This window comes from Xanthomonas arboricola pv. guizotiae (assembly GCF_002940205.1).
In the GTDB taxonomy this organism is placed as follows: Bacteria; Pseudomonadota; Gammaproteobacteria; order Xanthomonadales; family Xanthomonadaceae; genus Xanthomonas; species Xanthomonas arboricola_C.
On the sequence record NZ_MDSK01000015.1, the window covers coordinates 63,477 to 80,956 of the forward strand.

A 17,480-nucleotide genomic window follows, 5' to 3' on the forward strand; every position below is an offset into this window, starting at 1 on the left:
GGCCCGTGGCACCACCACCGTGACGACCGCTCGTCGTCGCGTGCTGGTTGCATGCGGCAGGCGCTGCTACGGTGCCGGGCACAGGGGGTAGTCTCGGCAACGGAGTCCTACCCATGCACAGCGCATCCGTCTTGACCCGCCGCAGCGTCGATCTCGACACCGAGATCGCCTACTGGCGCGGTGTCCACGCCGAAGGCCATCTGGGTGGCTACGCCTTCGCCGATTATGCCCGGCTACTCACGCTCGGCTACGACATCTATCTGGCCTATCCGCGCGCGACCGAGGCGCAGCTGTATCGCGTGCTGCAGGACGGCTATTACCACTATCGACCGCTGCTGTCGGTGCCCTGGGACCAGGCGCGCTGGATCGTGCGGCATGCCTGGCGGCATCTGGAAGAGGCCGCCGTCCGGCATTGAAGCAGGCCTCTGACATGAAGCCAACGCTCGGACGGCAGCACAGCCCGTGCGGCCGCGCAGCGCGGTCAGCTCACTGTCCCAGCGCCATCGCCTGGCGGTCGATGCGGTGCTTGTCGGCCAGCGCCTGCATGCCTTGCAGTGTCGAGGCGATCAGGCTGGCATAGCGCAGCCGCCACAGCGTGGCGCGGTCGTCGTCGTTTTGCGTGCTGCCCAGGCCGTCGAGCACCTGCGGCAGACGGCGGTCGGCCAGCGCGGAGGCGGCCAGGTAGGGCTTTTCGGGTGCGATCACATCCACCGGTGCGCGCCAGTCGTTGGCAACCTGCTGGGAGATGCCGGCCAGGTGCGAGAGTTGGTGCATGCCGATCAGCGTCTCGTGCAGCATCTCGCGGCACGCCCACTGCCACAGCGCCACCTTCTCCGATGGGTCCTTGGCAATCTCGGTGAGTGCCAGATCAACCTTTTCGATGCGTGAGTCGAGCATTGCTGAGCTCCGATGCTGCTGTGCAACATAATTCACACCATACACCGTGAGAATCAAGTGAGCCAGACGTTTGCAAGGTGTCGGCACAGCGATGCCCGACCCGGTTCACGCTTTGCGCCGTCGCCACTGAGGTGCCGCTGCGGCACCCTGACTTCCTGCCCATGACCGGCCGTGCAGCCGCGCGCCATGCTGCCGCATCACCACTCCCGGGCATCCGTCATGCGCGTCAGCACCGTCCTGGCCCCGCTCCTGCTGCTGGCGACCTGTAGCGCACAGGCCGCGACCGCCCGGCCGCAGGTATCCGCACAGCAATGCGAGGTCAGTACCTCCTACGACGTGCTGGCCGACAGCGGCGGCATCTGGCTGCGCCGCAAGCAAGGCGTACCGCGCGAGATTTTCTTCCATGGTGGCGAACTCAACATCGATCGCCAACCGCAAGCGGTCAGCGCTGCCGACGCGCAACGCCTGCGCGAACTCGAACAGGGCGCACGCGCGCTGATGCCGGCCGTGACCGCCATCGCCCGCTCGGTGGTCGACATCAGCTTCGACGCACTGGCCGGCGTGGTGCAGATGCTGAGCAGCAGCGCGCGCCAGGAGCGCAAGCTGGAGCAGCTGCGCAGCACCGCACTCGCGCAGGTCGATGCCACGCTGGGGCGTGGGCGCTGGGAACAGGCGCTGTTCGACGAACGTTTCGAAGCCAGTGTCGAACGCGCTGCCGACGACCTGGCCGGCAGCCTGACCCGCAGCGTGATGTGGACGGTGATGACCGGACGCGCTGCGCAGCTGGAGCGACGCGGCGCGCAACTGGACGCGCGCATGGAGCAGCAGATGCAGGTACGCAGCCAGGCGCTGGAAGCACAGGCACGGACGCTGTGCACGCAGGCGCAGGCGCTGTACGGGGTACAGCAGGCGCTGGAATATCGCTTCCAGGGGCAGCGGCTGCAGATGCTGGAACTCCACACGCATCAGCAGAAAGACGACGCCGATGCGCCGGTATCCAACGGCGTTGTAGCAACGGTCGCGCGCTGACGGCGGCGATGCAGCGCAGGCGGCCTTGCACGCCTTGTGGCAGCCCGACGCTGGGCCTTGGCCGGATGGCCGCCGTGACTGGGCAAGACCTCTTGCATGCATGGATGCAGGCATTGCATATCAGCCGACGCCGCGCTGATCGGTTTCCCAGAGCCCCTGGTTCAAAGCCCCACCAGCACGCACCGGTTGATGCCATCCCGCCGCATGGGATCGCACGGCAGCAGGCCTGGCCGGGTCGGCCCGGTCGTCGCGGTATCAGGCGAGCAGCCAGTGCCGCAGTGCCTCCGACACCGCCTGCGGCTGTTCCAGCGGCGACAGATGGCCGCACGCTGGCACTTGCACCAGACGCGCCTGCGCTGCCAGTGCGGCCATTTCCTCGTGCAATGCCGGCGGGGTGATCGCATCGTCCTGGCCGCACAGCACCAGCAGCGGGCCGGCATAGGCGCGCAGCAGCGCGCGGCCGTCTTCCCGCTCCAGCCGGTTCTGCCGCAGGAACACCTCCACGCCCAGGCGCTGGGTCATGCCACGCACCCGCTCCAGCAAGGCCTGGTCCTGCCAGCGCGAGGGATGCACGTAGTGCCGCAGCAGGCGTTCGCCGAATCCGTGGAAGGCACTGGCGCCACGCACGCTCGCTTCCTGCGCGCGCCGTTGTGCCGCACGCTCGGGCGAATCGGCACGCGCGGAGGTATCCAGCAAGGCCAGCCGCTCCACGCGCTCCGGCGCGATACGCAGGATGTCCTGCGCCACGTGGCCGCCCAACGAAAACCCTGCCAGCGCAAACCGCGGCGGCATCTGCGCCAGCAGCTGTGTCGCCAGCGCGCGCATGCTCTCGCCCTGGGTGATGTCGCCGACCACGCAGTCGGCAAGCTCGGCCAGGGCCACGCGCTGCGCCTGCCACAACTGCGCATCGTTGAGCAGACCGGGGAGCAGCAACAAGGTGGGACGCGTTGCGCTCATGCGCAGCAAAGTCCGATCGGGATCGCAGGAGCAGGCACTGTCATCGCAACAGTGTGGCGCGCGGTGACGCCCATCGCCAGCGCGTGCATGCGCACCAGCACGCGGGTCGCATCGACGCGGTGGCGTCTGCCGCGTCCATGCCGGGTCGCGCTGGCATGGCGACGCCGGATGCCGATGGTCTTCAGGGCAGCGCTCCTGCTCCCGTAACAAAAATCGGCCCGACGCATGCGCCGGGCCGTTGCTGACTCCACCACGCGCTGGGCGTGGGGATGCTGGCCTGGATCAGGCCAGGGTCAGGGTGACGTCGATGTTGCCGCGGGTCGCGTTGGAGTACGGGCAGACCTGGTGGGCCTTGTCGACCAGCGCCTGCAGTTCGGCCTGGTCCATGCCCGGCACGGCGATGCGCAGCTCCACAGCAATGCCGAAGCCGCCCGGAATCTGGCCGATGCCGACGCTGCTGTCGATGCTCACTTCGCCCGGCAGCTTGAGCTTGTCCTGCGCCGCGACCGCCTTCATCGCGCCGATGAAGCAGGCCGCGTAGCCGGCAGCGAACAGCTGCTCCGGGTTGGTACCGTCGCCGCCGGCGCCGCCCAGCTCGCGCGGGGTGGACAGCTTGGCGTCCAGCGCCTTGTCGGACGACACGGCGCGGCCTTCGCGGCCACCGGTGGCGGTGGCGTGGGCGGTGTAGAGGACTTTTTCAGGTGAGGCCATGGTGGTTCTCCAGAATGAGCGCTGTCAGCGCGTGATGTAGATCGATAGTTGACGATTTGATCGTGTACGACACATTGCGTGGGGCGAGCGTAATGCTGGCTCGGCTCACCCCGCGCCGAGGTTGGAGCGTAAGGTCTCCAGCTGCTGCTTGAGCTGACGCAATTCGTCCAGAGAGCACGCCGAGGCACAGTAGAACTGCTCGGGTACCGCGCCGGCCTTGGCGCGCAGTGCGCGACCGGCATCGGTGAGCGCGATGATCACCTGGCGCTCGTCGCTGGCGGCACGGGTACGGGTGACCAGTCCGGCAGCCTGCAGGCGCTTGAGCAGCGGGGTCAGCGTGGCCGAGTCCAGGTACAGGCGCTCGCCGATCTCCGACACGCTGCGGCCGTCGGTTTCCCACAGCACCAGCAGCACCAGATACTGCGGATAGGTCAGGTCCAGCGTCTTCAGCAGCCCGCGGTAGAGCTTGTGCATCGCCAGATTGGCCGAATACAGCGCAAAGCACAGCTGGTTGTCGAGCTGCAGCAGCGCGTTGGTCCGGGCGGTGGTGTCCATGCCTGCAATTTACATAGCGCGCAATTTAATTGCAAGCGATTTATTGATCTGCCGGGTGACCGGGCACCATCGCCGTCCTGGTCGGTCACAATGCTGTTGCGGAATCCGGGCCGGGCCATGCCTGCATGTCTAGGCCCGATGCGCAGTCGCCAGGTATTCGGCGCTCTGCATCTCGATCAGGCGCGAGGCAGTGCGCTCGAAGGCGCCGGCCAGGCGCTGGCCGCTGTACAACGCAGGCGGGGCGTCCTGCGCGGTGCAGACCAGGTTGACGTGGCGGTCGTACAGCTCGTCGATCAGGTTGACGAAGCGGCGCGCCGCGTCCTCGTTCATGCGGTCGAAGTGCGGGATGCCGCCCAGCAACACGGTGGTGAATTCGCGTGCGATCTCGATGTAGTCGCTAGGTCCGCGCGGGCCTTCGCACAGTGCGGCAAAATCGAACCAGGCGATGCTCTTGCCGCGCGCGCGCACGGCAATCTTGCGCGCCTCGATTTCGATGTTGCCGCTGCGCGGCTCGGAGTTTCCGCTCAGCTCGCCCCAGCGCTGCGTCAGCCACGCGTCGGCCTGCGCATCCAATGGCGCGCGATACACCGGTGAGCGCGTCAGCGCGCGCATGCGGTAATCCTCGGTGCCTTCTGCATAGAGTTCCACGCAGAACTTCTGCAGCAGGCCGATCGCCGGCATGAAGCTGTCGCGCTGCAGGCCGTTGGCATAGAGGTTTTCCGGCGCGGTGTTGGAGGTGGTCACCAGGGTCACGCCTTCGGCGAACAGCCGTTCCAGCAGGCGCGCCAGCAACATCGCATCGCCGATGTCGGTGACGAAGAATTCGTCCAGCACCAGCACGCGCAGGTTCTCGCGCCACTGCTGCGCGATCTTGGCCAGCGGATCGCTCTGCCCGGCATGCTCGCGCAGTTGCTCGTGCACCCCACGCATGAAGCGATGGAAGTGCGTGCGGTACTTCTGCTTGATCGGCAACCCGTCGTAGAACAGGTCGACCAGGAAGGTCTTGCCGCGCCCCACTCCACCCCAGAAATACAGGCCGCGCACCGGCTCGGGCTTTTTCCAGAACGCCGACAGCCGGTCCAGCCAGCCGTCCTGCGCGCTGTCCACCAATGCCTCGTGGATACGGTCCAGCTCCGCCAGGGCGGCCTGCTGCGCCGGGTCGGCGCGCCAGTCGCCGCGCTGTACGCCGGCGGCGTAGCGCTGCGACGGGGTCATCTCACTCATTGCATTCTCCGCGGGCCGGCCGCTGCCTGGCCCGCTCAACGGCGCATCGCCGGGCGATACGCGTGGGCCGTGCCGCGCTCAGACGGCGGCCGGCAACCAGCGCCGGACACCATGCTGGATCGCACCGCGCAGGTCGATCAATTTGCGGTGGAAGAAATGGCTGGTGTCGGGCATGCGCACCAGCTCGGGCTGCTGCTCCAGGGTTTCCAGCCAGTCGTAGACCGCCTGCGGGTCGACGATCTCGTCGGCATCGCCCTGGATCACCAGCCACTGCGCAGGCGGCTGGATATCGCTGAAATCCCAGCGCCCGGCCGGCGGCGCGATCGAGATCAGCACCTGCGGTGCGAGCGAGCCGGCGGCGCGCAACGACACATACGCCCCGAAGCTGAAACCGGCCAGCCACAGCGTGTCGCCGGGGCGCTGCGTTCGCACCCAATCGGCAACTGCACGCAGATCGTCCTGCTCGCCATCGCCATGATCGAACGCACCGGCCGAGTTGCCGACACTGCGGAAATTGAAGCGCACCACGGTGATCCCCAACTCGCGCAGCGCGCGCGCAGCCATGGTGACGACCTTGTTGTGCATGCTGCCGCCCTCGGTGGAGAGCGGGTGGCAGACGATGGCGGTGACCGGTTGCACGGCAACGTCCGGCTCGGGCAGATCGACCGCGACATCGAGCGGGCCGACCGGCCCCTGCAACGTCAACGCAGACGATTCGGTGGGGAATAAGGGATTGGACATAGCGTCATAATAGCCGCCCCGCCGGCCGCGTTCATCGCCCTGCCTGCACACTTCGTTGCGTTGCCCATGCATTTTCTGCTGTTTGCCGTCGTTTGCAGTGTCCTGGTGTCGGTGGTTCTCAAGCTGCTGCCGCGCTATCGCCTGGACGCTGCGCAGGCGATCACCTGGAACTACGCCACCGCCGCGCTGCTGGCGTGGCTGACCCTGCATCCGTCACTGGACACGCTGCGCGCGCCGACCACGCCCTGGCTGGCACTGTTTGCATTGGCGGTGGCGCTGCCGTCGATCTTCATGCTGCTGGCACGCGCGGTCGCCACCGCCGGCATCGTCCGTACCGACATTGCCCAACGCCTGTCGCTCCTGCTCTCGCTGGCGGCGGCGTTTACGCTCTTCGGTGAACCGGTCAATGCCTGGAAGCTGGCGGGACTGGGCCTGGGTCTGCTGGCCATCGTCTGCATCCTGCAACGGCCACGTCAGGCCGCCGGTGCGGATTCAGCGCCGGCCTCGATCGGCTGGCCATGGCTGGCAGGCGTGTGGATGGGCTTTGCCCTGATCGATCTGTTGCTCAAGCACATCGCACAGGCCGGTACGCCTTCATTGACGTCATTGACGCTGTGCTTTGCCCTGGCAGGTGTGCTGATGCTTGGCCTGCAAGTCGTTCGCCGGGGCGGTGTCGCGCGCCTGAGCTTTCGCAACCTGCTCGCCGGTGTGCTCTTGGGCGCACTCAATTTCGGCAACATCCTGTGTTACGTGCGCGCCCATCAGCTGCTGCCGCACAGCCCGGCCACCGTCTTCGCCAGCATGAACCTGGGCGTGGTCATCCTGGGAGCACTCGTCGGCAAGCTGGCATTCGGCGAGCGTATCGGCCGCCGCGGCTGGGTGGGACTGTTGCTGGCGGCGCCGGCAATCGCAGCGATCGCCTGGGGCATGCAGTCGGGCTGATGGAGGCATTCGGCCGGCGCGACGCCGGTTCGCAACTCGCCTTGAGGCGGACGCAGCGCTGGCTATCATGCGTGCAGACAACCCACGGGAGTGTGTGATGCGCCTGAGTCAGTTGTTTAACAGCCGTAATCGCGTGGCCCCGGAACCGCACGGCGCCAATCCGACCGAGACGACGCCGTTGACTCCAGGCGCATCGTCGCAGCACCCGCTGTCTCAGGCTCCCAAGTCCGCAGCAGCACAGGCCGCGTCGAAATCCCATCGCGGCATGCTCGCCTCGGCGCGTAAATCGCTGGCATCGTTACGCAAGCAGTTGCCGTTGACGTGCATGGGCTCTCCAACGCTTGAAACAGTGGAAAGCCCACCTGCGCGCACGGCAGCCGTGACGCCCGGTCGCACGCAACAACAGCACGGGACGCAGGCCCGTGTCGATCAGCATCGGCAGCCCCCCATATCCAACGCAGCGGATCATGAGCGGGCGCAGCGACCGCAACCGCAACCGCAACAGACCCCGCCCACAAGACAGTCGGTGTCGGTTCCACCCAAGCCAGCGCGTGCGCAGCAGCTGCACGGGCCGCAACGCCCCGTTGACCGGAGAATGCAACCGCCCGTTCCCGAAAGAATGCGCGGTGACGAGGGCCAGCCGCCGCAGCACGGCAAGCCGGCATCGCCCCCGGTGCAGATCACGCCCGCGCAATCGTCGCTGCCCTTCCCACGTCCCCAGCCCGGACGGCAGCCCTCGTTGCGCCGCCTGGATCTGCAACTGGAAGAGATCACCAGGCAGTGCAGCGATATTCAAAAGCAGCTGTTCATGGAGGACCGCGAGGCAACTCCGCAGGAGCAACACCTGCTCAAGACACGTGCGGCCCTGATCGCGCGGCGCAACGAGGTCCGCGATAGTCAGCTCGAGGCACTGCTGGTCGCACTGGCACCGATGGAAGACATCTGCGCACCGCGCACCACGAGCAGCGGCCTGGCAATGGTGCAGATGGACGCCATGCAGCACAACCGGCGCGAAGTGCTCAAGGCACGGCGTAAATCCGTCGACAGAGACGCCCTGGCCAGAAACTACGCACGCGCGCAGCGGCGCCTGGAGTCATTGAAGCAAGGCGACGCACCCAAGGACCAGATACGGCGCCTGCAACGCATGATGCAGGGCTACGAGAACATGCTTGCGTTGGAACAGATCGTCAGAAGCACCGACGACCAGCTGGAAAGGTTGGGAGCGCCGCGCCTGATGTCCGGCATCCCCACCACCGCCGAACAGCGTCGACAGTCGCTCGAAAAAGAAAGAGATACCCATCAAGAGGCAATCGACAACGGCTATTACTGAAGATCCTGGCAGCGCAGCTTGCACGTGCACGTGCACGTGCACGTGCACGCCGCGCGGCAGCCGCAGGTGAGACATGCGACGCCACCCAGTGCGGCGCATCCGCACGCCGTACTGGGGATGCAAGCCCGCTGCCGATTGCACCCGGTACCAGGCGAACCGATGTCGACAGCGTGATCCAGTCCGCCATCAACGCTGCCAGTGCGGAAACGGGTCGTCCAGCAGTTGCCATTGCGCAGGGCCCTGGCGCAGCTCGTGATCGCTGAGCAGGCAGGCATCCAGCGCGGCGCGCGTACGCGGCGCATCCATGTCCACGCCGATCACCGCCAGCTCCTGGCGACGGTCGCCCCACAGTGGGTGCCACAGCCGCTGCAGCGCGGCGTACTCGCTGGCGTCGCCGACCTCGTGCAGTTGCGGCAGCGGCGCGGTCCAGCATTGCGTCTGCTGACGCTGCCAGCCGATATCGGTATACGGCAATGGCGTGATGCTGGTCTGCAGCGGCTCGCCGATGGCGTGCGCATCCACGCGGTGGCGTGCGGCAAACCAGAAGCCGGCTGCATTGGTCTGGGTCGCGCCACCCACGCTGGACAATTCGCCGACCCAGTCCATGCGGCTGGCCAACCAGAAAAACCCCTTGCTGCGAATCACCTGCGGCAGCCCGCCTTGCACCATGCGCGCAAAGCGCTGCGGGTGAAACGGCCGGCGTGCGCGATAGACGAAGCTGCTGATGCCGTATTGCTCGGTTTCCGGCGTGTGCTGGCCACGCAGTTCCTGCATCCAGCCCGGCGCCAGCTGCGCACGGGTGAAATCGAAGCGGCCGGTGTCGAGCAACTGGCGCGGCGGCACCTCGCCATGTGCCGCATCCACGATCGCCGCCTCGCGATTGAGCGCACGCAACACCGCGCGCAGGCGTTGCAGCTGCTGTGCATCGATCTGATCGCACTTGCTGATCACCAGCACGTCGGCGAATTCCACCTGTTCGCCCAGCAACTGCACCAGCCCGCGGCTATCGTCCGGGCCGGCTTGCTGGCCGAGTTCGGCCAGCGTGGCGGCCGAGCCGAAGTCCTGCAGGAAGCGGCTGCCGTCCACCACCGTCACCATGGTGTCGAGCCGGGCGATGTCGGCCAGGCTGAAGCCGTCGGCATCGCGCACCGCAAAGGTGGCCGCCACCGGCATCGGCTCGGCGATGCCGGTCGATTCGATCAGCAGATAGTCGTAGCGCTTGCGTTCGGCCAGCTTGCGCACCTCCTGCAGCAGATCGTCGCGCAGCGTGCAGCAGATGCAGCCGTTGCTGAATTCCACCAGCGTCTCTTCGGTGCGTCGCAATGCTGCACCGCCCTCGCGCAGCAGCTGCGCATCGATGTTGACCTCGCTCATGTCGTTGACGATCACCGCCACGCGCAGGCCGTCGCGGTTATGCAGGATGCGGTTGAGCAAGGTGGTCTTGCCGGCGCCGAGAAAGCCCGACAACACGGTGACGGGCAGGCGTGAATCGCGCGTGGGGGACAGGGACATCCTGAGGGCCTGGCTGGAGTGAAGTGTTACTATATAACATCAATTCGATGGGACACCCCCGATGCGCGTTACCGCTTCCGTGCTGGACAACTCGGCCATCGCTCTATCCAGCCTATGCCTGCTGCACTGCCTGGCGCTGCCATTGCTGGCCGCTGCACTGCCGCTGCTGGGTGCCTGGAGCCGGGCCGAATGGGTGCATGTGGTGTTCGCCACGGCTGCCGTGCCGCTGAGCGGCTACGCGCTGTGGAGCAGCCATCGCCGGCATGCGCTGCCCGCGCCGGTGTGGGCGCTGGCGGTCTTCGGCCTGGCCGGCCTGGTGCTGGGCGCCAGCGGGGTTGCCGGCGGCAGTTGGGAAACCCCGATCACGGTGACCGGCAGCCTGCTGCTGGCCAGCACGCACCTGCTCAACCTGCGGCTGCGCCGCCGTGCCGGGACGTACGCCAGCTAGCGCGTTACAGCGAAAAACCCAGCAGCACCGGGTCGTGGTCGGAACTGCGCCACGGGCCGGGTAGATTGCGCCTGGCATAGCCGGCATCGTCCATGACATCGGCATTGATATGCCATTCCACCGCGCCGCGCAGTTGCCTGGCCATCGCCGGGCTGAGCAGGGCGTGGTCCAGCCGCCCGCTCACGCCATCGTAGACGTAGCTGTAGGGCTGCTTCACGCCGGCCACCGCAAAGGCGTCCTGCCAGCCGCTGGCGCGCAGGCTGCGCATCGGCGTTTCCATCGCGTAGGCGTTGAAATCGCCCAGCAATACGGCCAGCTTGGTCTGCGCGCCGGTGGGATCGGTCTGCAGCCACTGGTGCAGGCGCTTGGCCGATTCGGTGCGGGTGGCGTTCCAGCAGGCCTGGCCATCGCGCTGGTCGGCATCGGCGCCGTTGGCGCTGCCGCAGCCCTTGGACTTGAAGTGATTGGCGACCACCACGAAGGTTGCCCCGCGGGTGCTGCGAAACGCCTGCGCCAGCGGCACCCGGCTGTGGCTGTCGAACGGCCCGCCGGTCAGCGTGGCCGGCTTGCCGACCGGCGTGACCTGCGAACTGCGGTACACGATGCCGACCCGGATCGCGTCATCGCCCGGGCCGCTGCCGGTGTCGACGAACTGCCAGTCCTTGTCCTTGTCGGCCGCGTTGAGCGCGGCGACCAGTTGCGCCACCGCCGCATCGGCGCCATTGCCGTCGTTTTCCAGTTCCATCAACGCGGCCACATCGGCGCGCAGCGGCACGATGGTGGACACCAGCTTGGTCAGCTGCGCCTGGAACTGCTCGTGCGTGCGCGCACCGCGCTTGGTCGGAAAGCCGCCGCCGCGGCCATTGCCGTTGAAGAAATTCTCCAGATTGAACGAGGCGATACGCAGGTCGCCGCCCACCTGTGGCGCCACCGCGGTCGGCATGGCCGGCAGCGTCAACGGACTCAGCACCTGGATGCGGTAGTTGCCGTCGTAGCGCTGGTCGACGATGCCGTCGACCGACTTGAGCAGGCTGCCGCTGCGCAGTACCGGATCGGCCGGCAGATAGGCCACCGTCTTGGGGCTGCGGCCATTGCGCGCGTCGTCCAGCAGCACGCGGCGGCGTGCGTTATCGGCCTCGACTTGCGCGAACCCCGGCGTGCCGGCAGCGGCCAGCTCGCTCGGCTGCCACAGACGTCCGCCGAACGCGGCGACCAATTCGCCGTACGTATCCAGGCGGTCGCTGCCATTGAGCGTGAGCGCCGCGATGCGCACGTGCTCGCCTTCGAGTGCTTCCCAATTGGCCGGCGGGCCGCTGAGCATGCGTACCGGCACCGGCTGGCCGCTGGCGAGCCGCTCGATGCTGCTGGCATCTACCGTGGTCAGGCTCGCCTCGCCCCCTGCCGAAACCTCACGCACGGTACCGACGATGCGCACGCGATCGCCCACCGCCACTTCGGCATTGCCGGCACCGGTGACGAACAGGCCGTGCGAGCGCCGCGGCTCGAAGCCGGGCTGCTGTACGAACAGGCCGGCCAGCCCGAAGCGCGTATCGGCGGTGACGATGCCTTCCACCTCGACCACGCGCCCGTCGTACGGGCTGCGCGTGTCTTCGCCTTGCACGTCGGCGATCGAGAGCCGCTGCGGCGCGCCCTCGGCAGCGCTGCAGAGCAGTGGAGCCAATAGACCAACCAGACCGAGCACAACCAGCGGGCGACGCGACATCGAACGACTCCAGTGAAGTGGATCAAACGCAAACGCCGCCCGGAAGGCGGCGCGTGATAACTAAAGCGCGGAAACAGGCTAACAAACCGCAGTGACGTGCCGCCAGGCGCTTCGCTTATGGAAGCACGGAGCACACAGTGCCGTGCATCGGCGCTCGGCTCTCCATCTCTGCGCCAGTGGTCTGCAAGCAAGACATCCGATCAGACAACGGAAAACGCAGACGCTCACCCGTGCAGGGGGCGAATGCACCCAGAGTCCCCAAACAGCTCGCCAGGGTCTTACTTTAGATTGCCCAGCATCCAGTCGACGGTGGCGCGCACCTGCTCTTCGGTCAACCCCGGGTTGCCGCCCTTGGGCGGCATGATGCCGCCATCCGGGCCGGTGTAGCCCTCGATCGCATGCTTGTACAAGGTGTCCTTGCCCTGGGCGATGCGCGCGTCCCAATGCGAATGGTCCAGCGTCGGCGCCTTGCCGACACCGGTGGTGTGGCAGGCGGTGCAGAGGTTGTCGAAGATGGTCTTGCCGTCGGTGGTACCGCCGTAGGCGGACTGCGAGGCGGCCTTGGCCAGTGCTGCAGCCTGGGCGGCGGCCTGGGCGGACGCACCGGTGGCGCCGGCATAGACCGCACCGGCAGGCGCGATGCGTTGCTGCACGCGTTTGGCGGCAGTGGGCGAGACTTCGTCGGGAATAGCGCGTTGCAAATAGGCTGCCAGGGCGATCAGGCCCAGGGTGATCACCACCAGTAAACCGATCACCATCGAGAATTTTTTCAGGAACTCGAGGTCGTAATTCCGCACGCGCTCACCCCTGGCTGTTGGTCGAAGACCTCTGCTAGCGCCGGAGTATAGAGCACAGTTCAGGCCAGTCTCACCAGCCCGCATGACAGTTTTCGCAGCGATGTACGCTGCGCCTTGACGCGCTGTCGCCTCGCTGCGGACACACGCTCGCGCCCGCTGCTGAATTGCCGCAACGCCGCATGCGCATTGGTCTCGCCGAAAGGAATTGCGTATCATTCCCATCAATCCACGGTGATGCGGCCCTCGCCTCGCCCGGTCCCGTCTTGAGGAGTCGCCGCGATGAAGTCCTTCCTGCTGTCCTGCCTGGCCTTGGCCAGCATCAGTCTGTCTGCCCAGGCCCACGAGATCTGGATCGAACGCGACGGCAGCGGCCCGGTACGCATCTACTTCGGCGAGCCTGCGCAGGAGGCCCTGGATCACGGCGAAGACGAGATCAAGCGCGTGGTCAAGCCGAGCGTGTTCGGCAGCGCCGGCAAGGCTGGCACCCTGCAGCGCGGCAGCGAGTTCCTCACCGCGCCGTTGTCCGGCACCGGCGATGCCTGGCTGAGCGACGACAGCGTGTTCGAGCCGTGGAAGGGCGAGGCCGGCGGCTTCGAGACGGTGAGCTACTACGCACGCGCCGGACGCGCCACGCCCGCAGCCAAGCTCGATTTCGAGCTGGTGCCCACCGCCGCCCACAGCAATACGCTGACCGTGCTCTATCGCAACAAGCCGCTGCCCAAGGTCGAGGTGACGGTGATCGACCCGCAGAAATGGCAGAAGACGCTGACCTCCGACGCCAAGGGCCAGGTGACCCTGCCCAAGCTGCGCGCTGGCCGGCACATCCTGGTCGCCACCAACAAGGAGCCGGTGAAGCGTGAGATCGCCGGCAAGCAGGTGTCGATGATCCATCACATCAGCACGTTGACCTTCCTGGCCGAGTAAGTCGGCCGCACGCCTGGCTGATCCGATGTCCACCGCACCGCCGCTGCCGCTGCCCTGGTTCAGGCGTCCCTGGCTGGGCGTGCTTGGGCGCACGCTGGCGGCGATGTTTGGCGGCTATGCACTCGCCAGCGTCACCAATCTGCTGCTGGCGCTGGTGCTGCCGATGCCACGCAGCGAGGCGGTGTTGACCAGCATGCTGGTCGGCATCGTGGTGTGCGCCTGCGCGCCACTCTGGGCCTTCGCCACCGCCAGCGTGTGGCGCGCCTGGGCCGGCATCGCGGTGCCTGCGGCGCTGATGTTCGCACTGGCCGCATGGCTGCAACGGGGCGTGGCATGAAGCAGGGATTCCGCCAGTCGATGGCGTGGCTGCACACCTGGACCGGCCTGCTGGTCGGCTGGGTGCTGCTGTTGATCTTCATGGGCGGCACGGCGAGTTATTATCGCGACGAAATCAGCCGCTGGATGCGCCCGGAATTGCCCACCACCACGGTGAGTACCGCCACTGCGCTGCGCAGTGCCGAGCAGTATCTGCAGACGCATGCAGCCGATGCGCAGAGCTGGAACATCACCTTGCCGGACACGCGCAATCCGGTCGTCAGCATGTACTGGCAAAACCCTGGGCCAGCCGATGGCAAACCGGCCAGCCGCCGGCAGATGTACGGCACCGCCATCATCGACCCGGCCACCGGCAGGGAGATTGCCGCACGCGACACCCTGGGTGGCGAATTCTTCTACCGGCTGCATTTCGACCTGCATTATCTGCCGGTGATGTGGTCGCGCTATATCGTCGGTTTCTGCGCGATGTTCATGCTGGTGGCAATCATCAGCGGCGTGATCACGCACAAGAAAATCTTCAAGGATTTCTTCACCTTTCGCCCGGGCAAGGGCCTGCGCTCGTGGCTGGATTTCCACAATGTCAGCGCGGTGACCGCGTTGCCGTACCACGCGATGATCACCTACACCGGCATCGTGACCTTGATGTTCATGTACCTGCCGTGGGGCATCAAGGCGCAGTACCCCGACAACGAAATGCGTTTCTACGAAGAGTCCGCCAACCGGGTGGCCGATACGCGAAGCGCCTCCGGCACGCCGGCGCGCATGCTGCCGCTGGAACAATTCGTGGCGCGTGCGCGCAGCGACTGGCGTGGCGGCGAGGTGGGCAACGTGGCGGTCTCGCTTCCCAACGACGCGCATGCGGCGGTCGGCGTCACCCAGCGCGCTGGCAATCTCTCCACCGATGCGCCGTCCATCCTGTTCGATGCAATCACTGGACAGCGCCTGCAGCGCAGCGGGCCGCCGGGCGGTGCCAGCCAGACGCGTGGGGTGATGGTGGGCCTGCATATCGCCCACTTCGCCGGGCCGTGGATGCGCGCGCTGTTCTTCGGCTCCGGCTTGCTCGGTTGCCTGATGGTGGCCAGCGGCGTGGTGATGTGGGCAGTGAAGGAACGTCCCAAACACCTGAAGGCCGGGCGCATCGGCGTCGGGCTGCGGTTGGTGGATGCGCTCAACATCGGCACGGTCGCCGGCCTGCCGATCGCCTTTGCCAGTTTCTTCTGGGCCAACCGCCTGTTGCCGGTGAGCCTGGACGCGCGCGCGGCGATGGAGGCCAATGTGTTTTTCGCCGCGTGGGCCACGGCACTGCTGGCCGCGTTCGTGTGGCCGCGGCGTGCGATGTGGAGCTGGCAGCTGTATCTGGGTGCGGCCTTGTTCGCGCTGGTGCCGGTGGTCAATGCGATCACCACCGATGTGCATCTGGGCGTGACGTTGCCGGCCGGGCAATGGACGCTGGCCGGGGTCGATCTGGTCTGCCTGTTCCTTGGTGTGTCCCTGGGGATCGCAGGATGGCGCCTGCAACACTGGAAGGCACCGCAGCCGGCATCGGCGCGACGTGCGCGCGCCACTGCCGCCGCGCCTGCGCAAGGCAGCGTGCCGCTGCAGGAGAGCGCATGAGCGTGTGGCTGTTGTTGGCGCTGAATTTTTCCGGCTTCGCCGCGCTGTGCCTGGCGATGGACAAGCATCAGCAGGAAGTGCGTGGCCGCACGCTGGGCGCCGCACGTTCGCGGCAACTGCGCGTGCTGGGTTGGTTGCTGTTGCTGCTCAGCTTCGGCCTGGCGGTACACGCGCAAGGCTGGGGCATCGGTCCGCTGTTGTGGCTGGGCACATTGACCGGCGCAGCCGCGCTGCTGTCGCTGTGGCTGCTGCCGTATCGGCGTGGATTGATTCTGCCCACGGCTGTGGCCGCGCCGGTGCTGGCGGGTGCGCTGCAGCTGTTGCTGGGTTGACGGACCTCGCTACGCCTCGATCGGCGGATCGCCCCAACTGCGGCCCAGGCGCAGATCGGCCAGCGCCGGCAGGTCGGCGGCGTAACTGACCAGGGTCAATGGCGGCAGGAACAGCGCGGCCTGCGCATATTCGGCGGCAGCGGTTTCCAGCTGCAGCGATAGATACAGCGCCGGCTGCCCGAAACGATTGAAGCGTCCGCCCGAGCGTGCCGCACCGGCGCCGCTCAGCGGTTCGGCGGCCCAGCGCGGGGTGAAGGCGCGATACAGCGTGCAGTGCGCCGGGGCGCTCAGCTTCAACCGGCGGCCCCCGAGACGACGGTGCGCAGATAGGTCAACGCATCGTCGGTGCGGCCCTGTTTGACCACTTCCAGCAAGGTGGCGAATTCGAACGCGGCGATCGGGGTGTTCTTGAGGTGGAACACCACCTGGCGTTCGTCCGGCTGGAGCTGCGTCATCGCCACCAGCAGGCGCGACAGGTTGCGCAGCAGGTCCTGCACGCGCGGGCTTTCCGGATGCACGCGCAGGCTGTTGCGATGCACACCGGCCAGCTCGGCCAGCTCCTGCTGCGACAGATCCAGCAGGCCAGCCATGGCCGCAGGCGACAGGATGGTGCGATCCGGTACGCGCAGGCGTTCGGTCAGGGCCAGGGGATTGAGAACGGCGACCATCGCACGGCTCCAGCAGGATGAGTGCACAGTATATGCACAGTCAGCGGCATCCATACAGCCCAGTTGGACACTCGGTCAGTGCACTGTCAGACCGCCGCCTGGGGCGCACCCACCGCGCGCAGGCAGAACCCGCAGATCGCCTCGACCAGTTGCTCGCCCTGTTGCGGGTCGCCGCGACTGGGTGCGATCGGTCCCACCAGCGCCTCGGTGAAGGCACCGACGATGCAGGCCGCCGCAGCGTCCAGCGACTGCGGCGGGAACTCGCCGGCCGCCACACCTTCGGCGAGCAGCTGACGGAACACTTCGCCGAACAGGCGGCGGCCACGGATGCGCTCGGCATCCACCTCGCCTTCCACCGGCTCGGCGATGAAGGCGTACGCCAACGCCGGGCCGGCCAGTGCGCGCCGCACAAAGGTGGCGATCGCATTGCGCAGGCGCTCGGCGGCGCTGGCCTGGGTGGTGGCGATGGCGCGCAGGATGGTCATCTCGCGCTGCACTGCAGCATTGAGAACTTCCACGAAAAGCTCGGCCTTGGACGGGAAGTGCCGGTAGATCTGCCCGGTGGACACACCGGCGGCGGCGGCGACGGCGGTCACCGGGGCGTTGCGGTAGCCGCCTTCGGCGATCAGCGCGCGGGCCGCGTGCAGGATGCGTTCGCGATTGCCGGCCAGGCGTTCTTCCATCAGGGCGGAGCGTCGATAAGCCATGGTGTGACTCTGGGTTCAATATTTGAATTTTAG

Annotated in this window: 20 protein-coding genes and 1 pseudogene; 9 read left to right on the forward strand and 12 right to left on the reverse strand. The window is 67.0% G+C overall.

Features of this window, described 5'->3' with window-relative positions:
• The first annotated feature begins 113 nt into the window (after positions 1–113).
• Entirely contained in the window at positions 114–416 is a 303-nt protein-coding gene (locus XarbCFBP7408_RS11145) for a hypothetical protein (protein ID WP_104563006.1), read from the forward strand.
• Between the two features lie 70 nt (positions 417–486).
• On the opposite strand, the gene XarbCFBP7408_RS11150 is transcribed toward XarbCFBP7408_RS11145, so the two are convergent.
• A complete protein-coding gene (locus XarbCFBP7408_RS11150; protein ID WP_181106577.1) occupies positions 487–897 on the reverse strand; it encodes a hypothetical protein in 411 nt (136 codons plus the stop codon).
• Between the two features lie 219 nt (positions 898–1,116).
• On the opposite strand from XarbCFBP7408_RS11150, the gene XarbCFBP7408_RS11155 reads away from it, so the two are divergent.
• Positions 1,117–1,926, forward strand: a complete 810-nt coding sequence (locus XarbCFBP7408_RS11155) for a DUF2884 family protein (protein WP_104563008.1) — start codon at positions 1,117–1,119, stop codon at positions 1,924–1,926.
• Between the two features lie 255 nt (positions 1,927–2,181).
• Here XarbCFBP7408_RS11155 and XarbCFBP7408_RS11160 read toward each other — a convergent pair whose 3' ends face one another.
• The 5 genes from XarbCFBP7408_RS11160 to XarbCFBP7408_RS11180 form a co-directional block, all read right to left on the reverse strand.
• Positions 2,182–2,883 (reverse strand): alpha/beta fold hydrolase, encoded by a 702-nt coding sequence (locus XarbCFBP7408_RS11160; RefSeq protein WP_104563009.1) that lies wholly within the window; start codon positions 2,881–2,883, stop codon positions 2,182–2,184.
• Positions 2,884–3,165: 282 nt separating this feature from the next.
• The gene (locus XarbCFBP7408_RS11165) at positions 3,166–3,594 is read right to left on the reverse strand and encodes an organic hydroperoxide resistance protein (RefSeq protein WP_039515670.1); all 429 of its coding nucleotides are present in this window, start codon (positions 3,592–3,594) and stop codon (positions 3,166–3,168) included.
• 105 nt (positions 3,595–3,699) lie between these two features.
• The gene (locus XarbCFBP7408_RS11170; RefSeq protein WP_104563010.1) at positions 3,700–4,149 is read right to left on the reverse strand and encodes a MarR family winged helix-turn-helix transcriptional regulator; all 450 of its coding nucleotides are present in this window, start codon (positions 4,147–4,149) and stop codon (positions 3,700–3,702) included.
• Positions 4,150–4,278: 129 nt separating this feature from the next.
• Positions 4,279–5,373, reverse strand: coding sequence for a cell division protein ZapE (gene zapE, locus XarbCFBP7408_RS11175; RefSeq protein WP_104563011.1), 1,095 nt, complete (start codon positions 5,371–5,373; stop codon positions 4,279–4,281).
• Positions 5,374–5,451: 78 nt separating this feature from the next.
• Positions 5,452–6,114 carry an alpha/beta hydrolase gene (locus tag XarbCFBP7408_RS11180; protein WP_104563012.1) on the reverse strand — a complete coding sequence of 221 codons (663 nt, stop codon included), beginning with the start codon at positions 6,112–6,114 and terminating at the stop codon, positions 5,452–5,454.
• 66 nt (positions 6,115–6,180) lie between these two features.
• Here XarbCFBP7408_RS11180 and XarbCFBP7408_RS11185 point away from each other — a divergent pair, with 66 nt between their 5' ends.
• On the forward strand, positions 6,181–7,056 hold the full coding sequence (locus XarbCFBP7408_RS11185; RefSeq protein ID WP_181106575.1) for an EamA family transporter: 876 nt from the start codon (positions 6,181–6,183) through the stop codon (positions 7,054–7,056).
• Positions 7,057–7,153: 97 nt separating this feature from the next.
• Positions 7,154–8,386 carry a type III secretion system effector protein XopR gene (xopR, locus tag XarbCFBP7408_RS23155; protein ID WP_104563014.1) on the forward strand — a complete coding sequence of 411 codons (1,233 nt, stop codon included), beginning with the start codon at positions 7,154–7,156 and terminating at the stop codon, positions 8,384–8,386.
• Positions 8,387–8,572: 186 nt separating this feature from the next.
• On the opposite strand, the gene XarbCFBP7408_RS11200 is transcribed toward xopR, so the two are convergent.
• Positions 8,573–9,898, reverse strand: coding sequence for a GTP-binding protein (locus tag XarbCFBP7408_RS11200; protein WP_104563015.1), 1,326 nt, complete (start codon positions 9,896–9,898; stop codon positions 8,573–8,575).
• A 61-nt stretch (positions 9,899–9,959) separates the two neighbouring features.
• Here XarbCFBP7408_RS11200 and XarbCFBP7408_RS11205 point away from each other — a divergent pair, with 61 nt between their 5' ends.
• Entirely contained in the window at positions 9,960–10,346 is a 387-nt protein-coding gene (locus tag XarbCFBP7408_RS11205; RefSeq protein WP_104563016.1) for a MerC domain-containing protein, read from the forward strand.
• 4 nt (positions 10,347–10,350) lie between these two features.
• Here the strand turns inward: XarbCFBP7408_RS11205 and XarbCFBP7408_RS11210 are convergent, their stop codons facing one another.
• Positions 10,351–12,069 (reverse strand): ExeM/NucH family extracellular endonuclease, encoded by a 1,719-nt coding sequence (locus XarbCFBP7408_RS11210; protein ID WP_104563017.1) that lies wholly within the window; start codon positions 12,067–12,069, stop codon positions 10,351–10,353.
• A 278-nt stretch (positions 12,070–12,347) separates the two neighbouring features.
• Complete coding sequence (locus tag XarbCFBP7408_RS11215) at positions 12,348–12,866, reverse strand: c-type cytochrome (RefSeq protein ID WP_104563018.1); 519 nt, start codon at positions 12,864–12,866, stop codon at positions 12,348–12,350.
• Positions 12,867–13,145: 279 nt separating this feature from the next.
• Between XarbCFBP7408_RS11215 and XarbCFBP7408_RS11220 the strand changes: the two genes are divergently transcribed.
• The 4 genes from XarbCFBP7408_RS11220 to XarbCFBP7408_RS11235 are packed head-to-tail and all read left to right on the forward strand — an operon-like array spanning position 13,146 to position 16,072.
• Positions 13,146–13,790 (forward strand): DUF4198 domain-containing protein, encoded by a 645-nt coding sequence (locus XarbCFBP7408_RS11220; RefSeq protein WP_104563019.1) that lies wholly within the window; start codon positions 13,146–13,148, stop codon positions 13,788–13,790.
• Positions 13,791–13,815: 25 nt separating this feature from the next.
• Positions 13,816–14,127, forward strand: coding sequence for a DUF3649 domain-containing protein (locus tag XarbCFBP7408_RS11225; RefSeq protein ID WP_104563020.1), 312 nt, complete (start codon positions 13,816–13,818; stop codon positions 14,125–14,127).
• Positions 14,124–15,740, forward strand: coding sequence for a PepSY-associated TM helix domain-containing protein (locus XarbCFBP7408_RS11230; RefSeq protein ID WP_104563021.1), 1,617 nt, complete (start codon positions 14,124–14,126; stop codon positions 15,738–15,740). The genes XarbCFBP7408_RS11225 and XarbCFBP7408_RS11230 overlap by 4 nt, the downstream gene beginning before the upstream one ends.
• The gene (locus XarbCFBP7408_RS11235) at positions 15,737–16,072 is read left to right on the forward strand and encodes a DUF3325 domain-containing protein (protein ID WP_104563022.1); all 336 of its coding nucleotides are present in this window, start codon (positions 15,737–15,739) and stop codon (positions 16,070–16,072) included. The genes XarbCFBP7408_RS11230 and XarbCFBP7408_RS11235 overlap by 4 nt, the downstream gene beginning before the upstream one ends.
• A 33-nt stretch (positions 16,073–16,105) precedes the next feature.
• Here the strand turns inward: XarbCFBP7408_RS11235 and XarbCFBP7408_RS11240 are convergent.
• From XarbCFBP7408_RS11240 to XarbCFBP7408_RS11250, 3 genes and pseudogenes are all read right to left on the reverse strand, one after another.
• A pseudogene (locus XarbCFBP7408_RS11240) lies at positions 16,106–16,369 on the reverse strand (RES family NAD+ phosphorylase); the annotation flags it as partial.
• A complete protein-coding gene (locus XarbCFBP7408_RS11245; protein WP_181106573.1) occupies positions 16,366–16,740 on the reverse strand; it encodes a DNA-binding protein in 375 nt (124 codons plus the stop codon). The pseudogene XarbCFBP7408_RS11240 and the gene XarbCFBP7408_RS11245, both read right to left, overlap by 4 nt.
• A gap of 86 nt (positions 16,741–16,826) precedes the next feature.
• Positions 16,827–17,447: a TetR/AcrR family transcriptional regulator gene (locus tag XarbCFBP7408_RS11250; RefSeq protein ID WP_104563024.1), complete on the reverse strand. Its 621-nt coding sequence runs from the start codon at positions 17,445–17,447 to the stop codon at positions 16,827–16,829.
• Positions 17,448–17,480 lie beyond the last annotated feature (33 nt).

Excerpts from the sequence above, each read along its gene's own strand:
- XarbCFBP7408_RS11145 (WP_104563006.1), top strand. The coding sequence starts at position 114 with ATGCACAGCGCATCCGTCTTGACCCGCCGCAGCGTCGATCTCGACACC.
- XarbCFBP7408_RS11150 (WP_181106577.1), bottom strand. The coding sequence starts at position 897 with ATGCTCGACTCACGCATCGAAAAGGTTGATCTGGCACTCACCGAGATT.
- XarbCFBP7408_RS11155 (WP_104563008.1), top strand. The coding sequence starts at position 1,117 with ATGCGCGTCAGCACCGTCCTGGCCCCGCTCCTGCTGCTGGCGACCTGT.
- XarbCFBP7408_RS11160 (WP_104563009.1), bottom strand. The coding sequence starts at position 2,883 with ATGAGCGCAACGCGTCCCACCTTGTTGCTGCTCCCCGGTCTGCTCAAC.
- XarbCFBP7408_RS11165 (WP_039515670.1), bottom strand. The coding sequence starts at position 3,594 with ATGGCCTCACCTGAAAAAGTCCTCTACACCGCCCACGCCACCGCCACC.
- XarbCFBP7408_RS11170 (WP_104563010.1), bottom strand. The coding sequence starts at position 4,149 with ATGGACACCACCGCCCGGACCAACGCGCTGCTGCAGCTCGACAACCAG.
- zapE (WP_104563011.1), bottom strand. The coding sequence starts at position 5,373 with ATGAGTGAGATGACCCCGTCGCAGCGCTACGCCGCCGGCGTACAGCGC.
- XarbCFBP7408_RS11180 (WP_104563012.1), bottom strand. The coding sequence starts at position 6,114 with ATGTCCAATCCCTTATTCCCCACCGAATCGTCTGCGTTGACGTTGCAG.
- XarbCFBP7408_RS11185 (WP_181106575.1), top strand. The coding sequence starts at position 6,181 with ATGCATTTTCTGCTGTTTGCCGTCGTTTGCAGTGTCCTGGTGTCGGTG.
- xopR (WP_104563014.1), top strand. The coding sequence starts at position 7,154 with ATGCGCCTGAGTCAGTTGTTTAACAGCCGTAATCGCGTGGCCCCGGAA.
- XarbCFBP7408_RS11200 (WP_104563015.1), bottom strand. The coding sequence starts at position 9,898 with ATGTCCCTGTCCCCCACGCGCGATTCACGCCTGCCCGTCACCGTGTTG.
- XarbCFBP7408_RS11205 (WP_104563016.1), top strand. The coding sequence starts at position 9,960 with ATGCGCGTTACCGCTTCCGTGCTGGACAACTCGGCCATCGCTCTATCC.
- XarbCFBP7408_RS11210 (WP_104563017.1), bottom strand. The coding sequence starts at position 12,069 with ATGTCGCGTCGCCCGCTGGTTGTGCTCGGTCTGGTTGGTCTATTGGCT.
- XarbCFBP7408_RS11220 (WP_104563019.1), top strand. The coding sequence starts at position 13,146 with ATGAAGTCCTTCCTGCTGTCCTGCCTGGCCTTGGCCAGCATCAGTCTG.
- XarbCFBP7408_RS11225 (WP_104563020.1), top strand. The coding sequence starts at position 13,816 with ATGTCCACCGCACCGCCGCTGCCGCTGCCCTGGTTCAGGCGTCCCTGG.
- XarbCFBP7408_RS11230 (WP_104563021.1), top strand. The coding sequence starts at position 14,124 with ATGAAGCAGGGATTCCGCCAGTCGATGGCGTGGCTGCACACCTGGACC.
- XarbCFBP7408_RS11235 (WP_104563022.1), top strand. The coding sequence starts at position 15,737 with ATGAGCGTGTGGCTGTTGTTGGCGCTGAATTTTTCCGGCTTCGCCGCG.
- XarbCFBP7408_RS11245 (WP_181106573.1), bottom strand. The coding sequence starts at position 16,740 with ATGGTCGCCGTTCTCAATCCCCTGGCCCTGACCGAACGCCTGCGCGTA.
- XarbCFBP7408_RS11250 (WP_104563024.1), bottom strand. The coding sequence starts at position 17,447 with ATGGCTTATCGACGCTCCGCCCTGATGGAAGAACGCCTGGCCGGCAAT.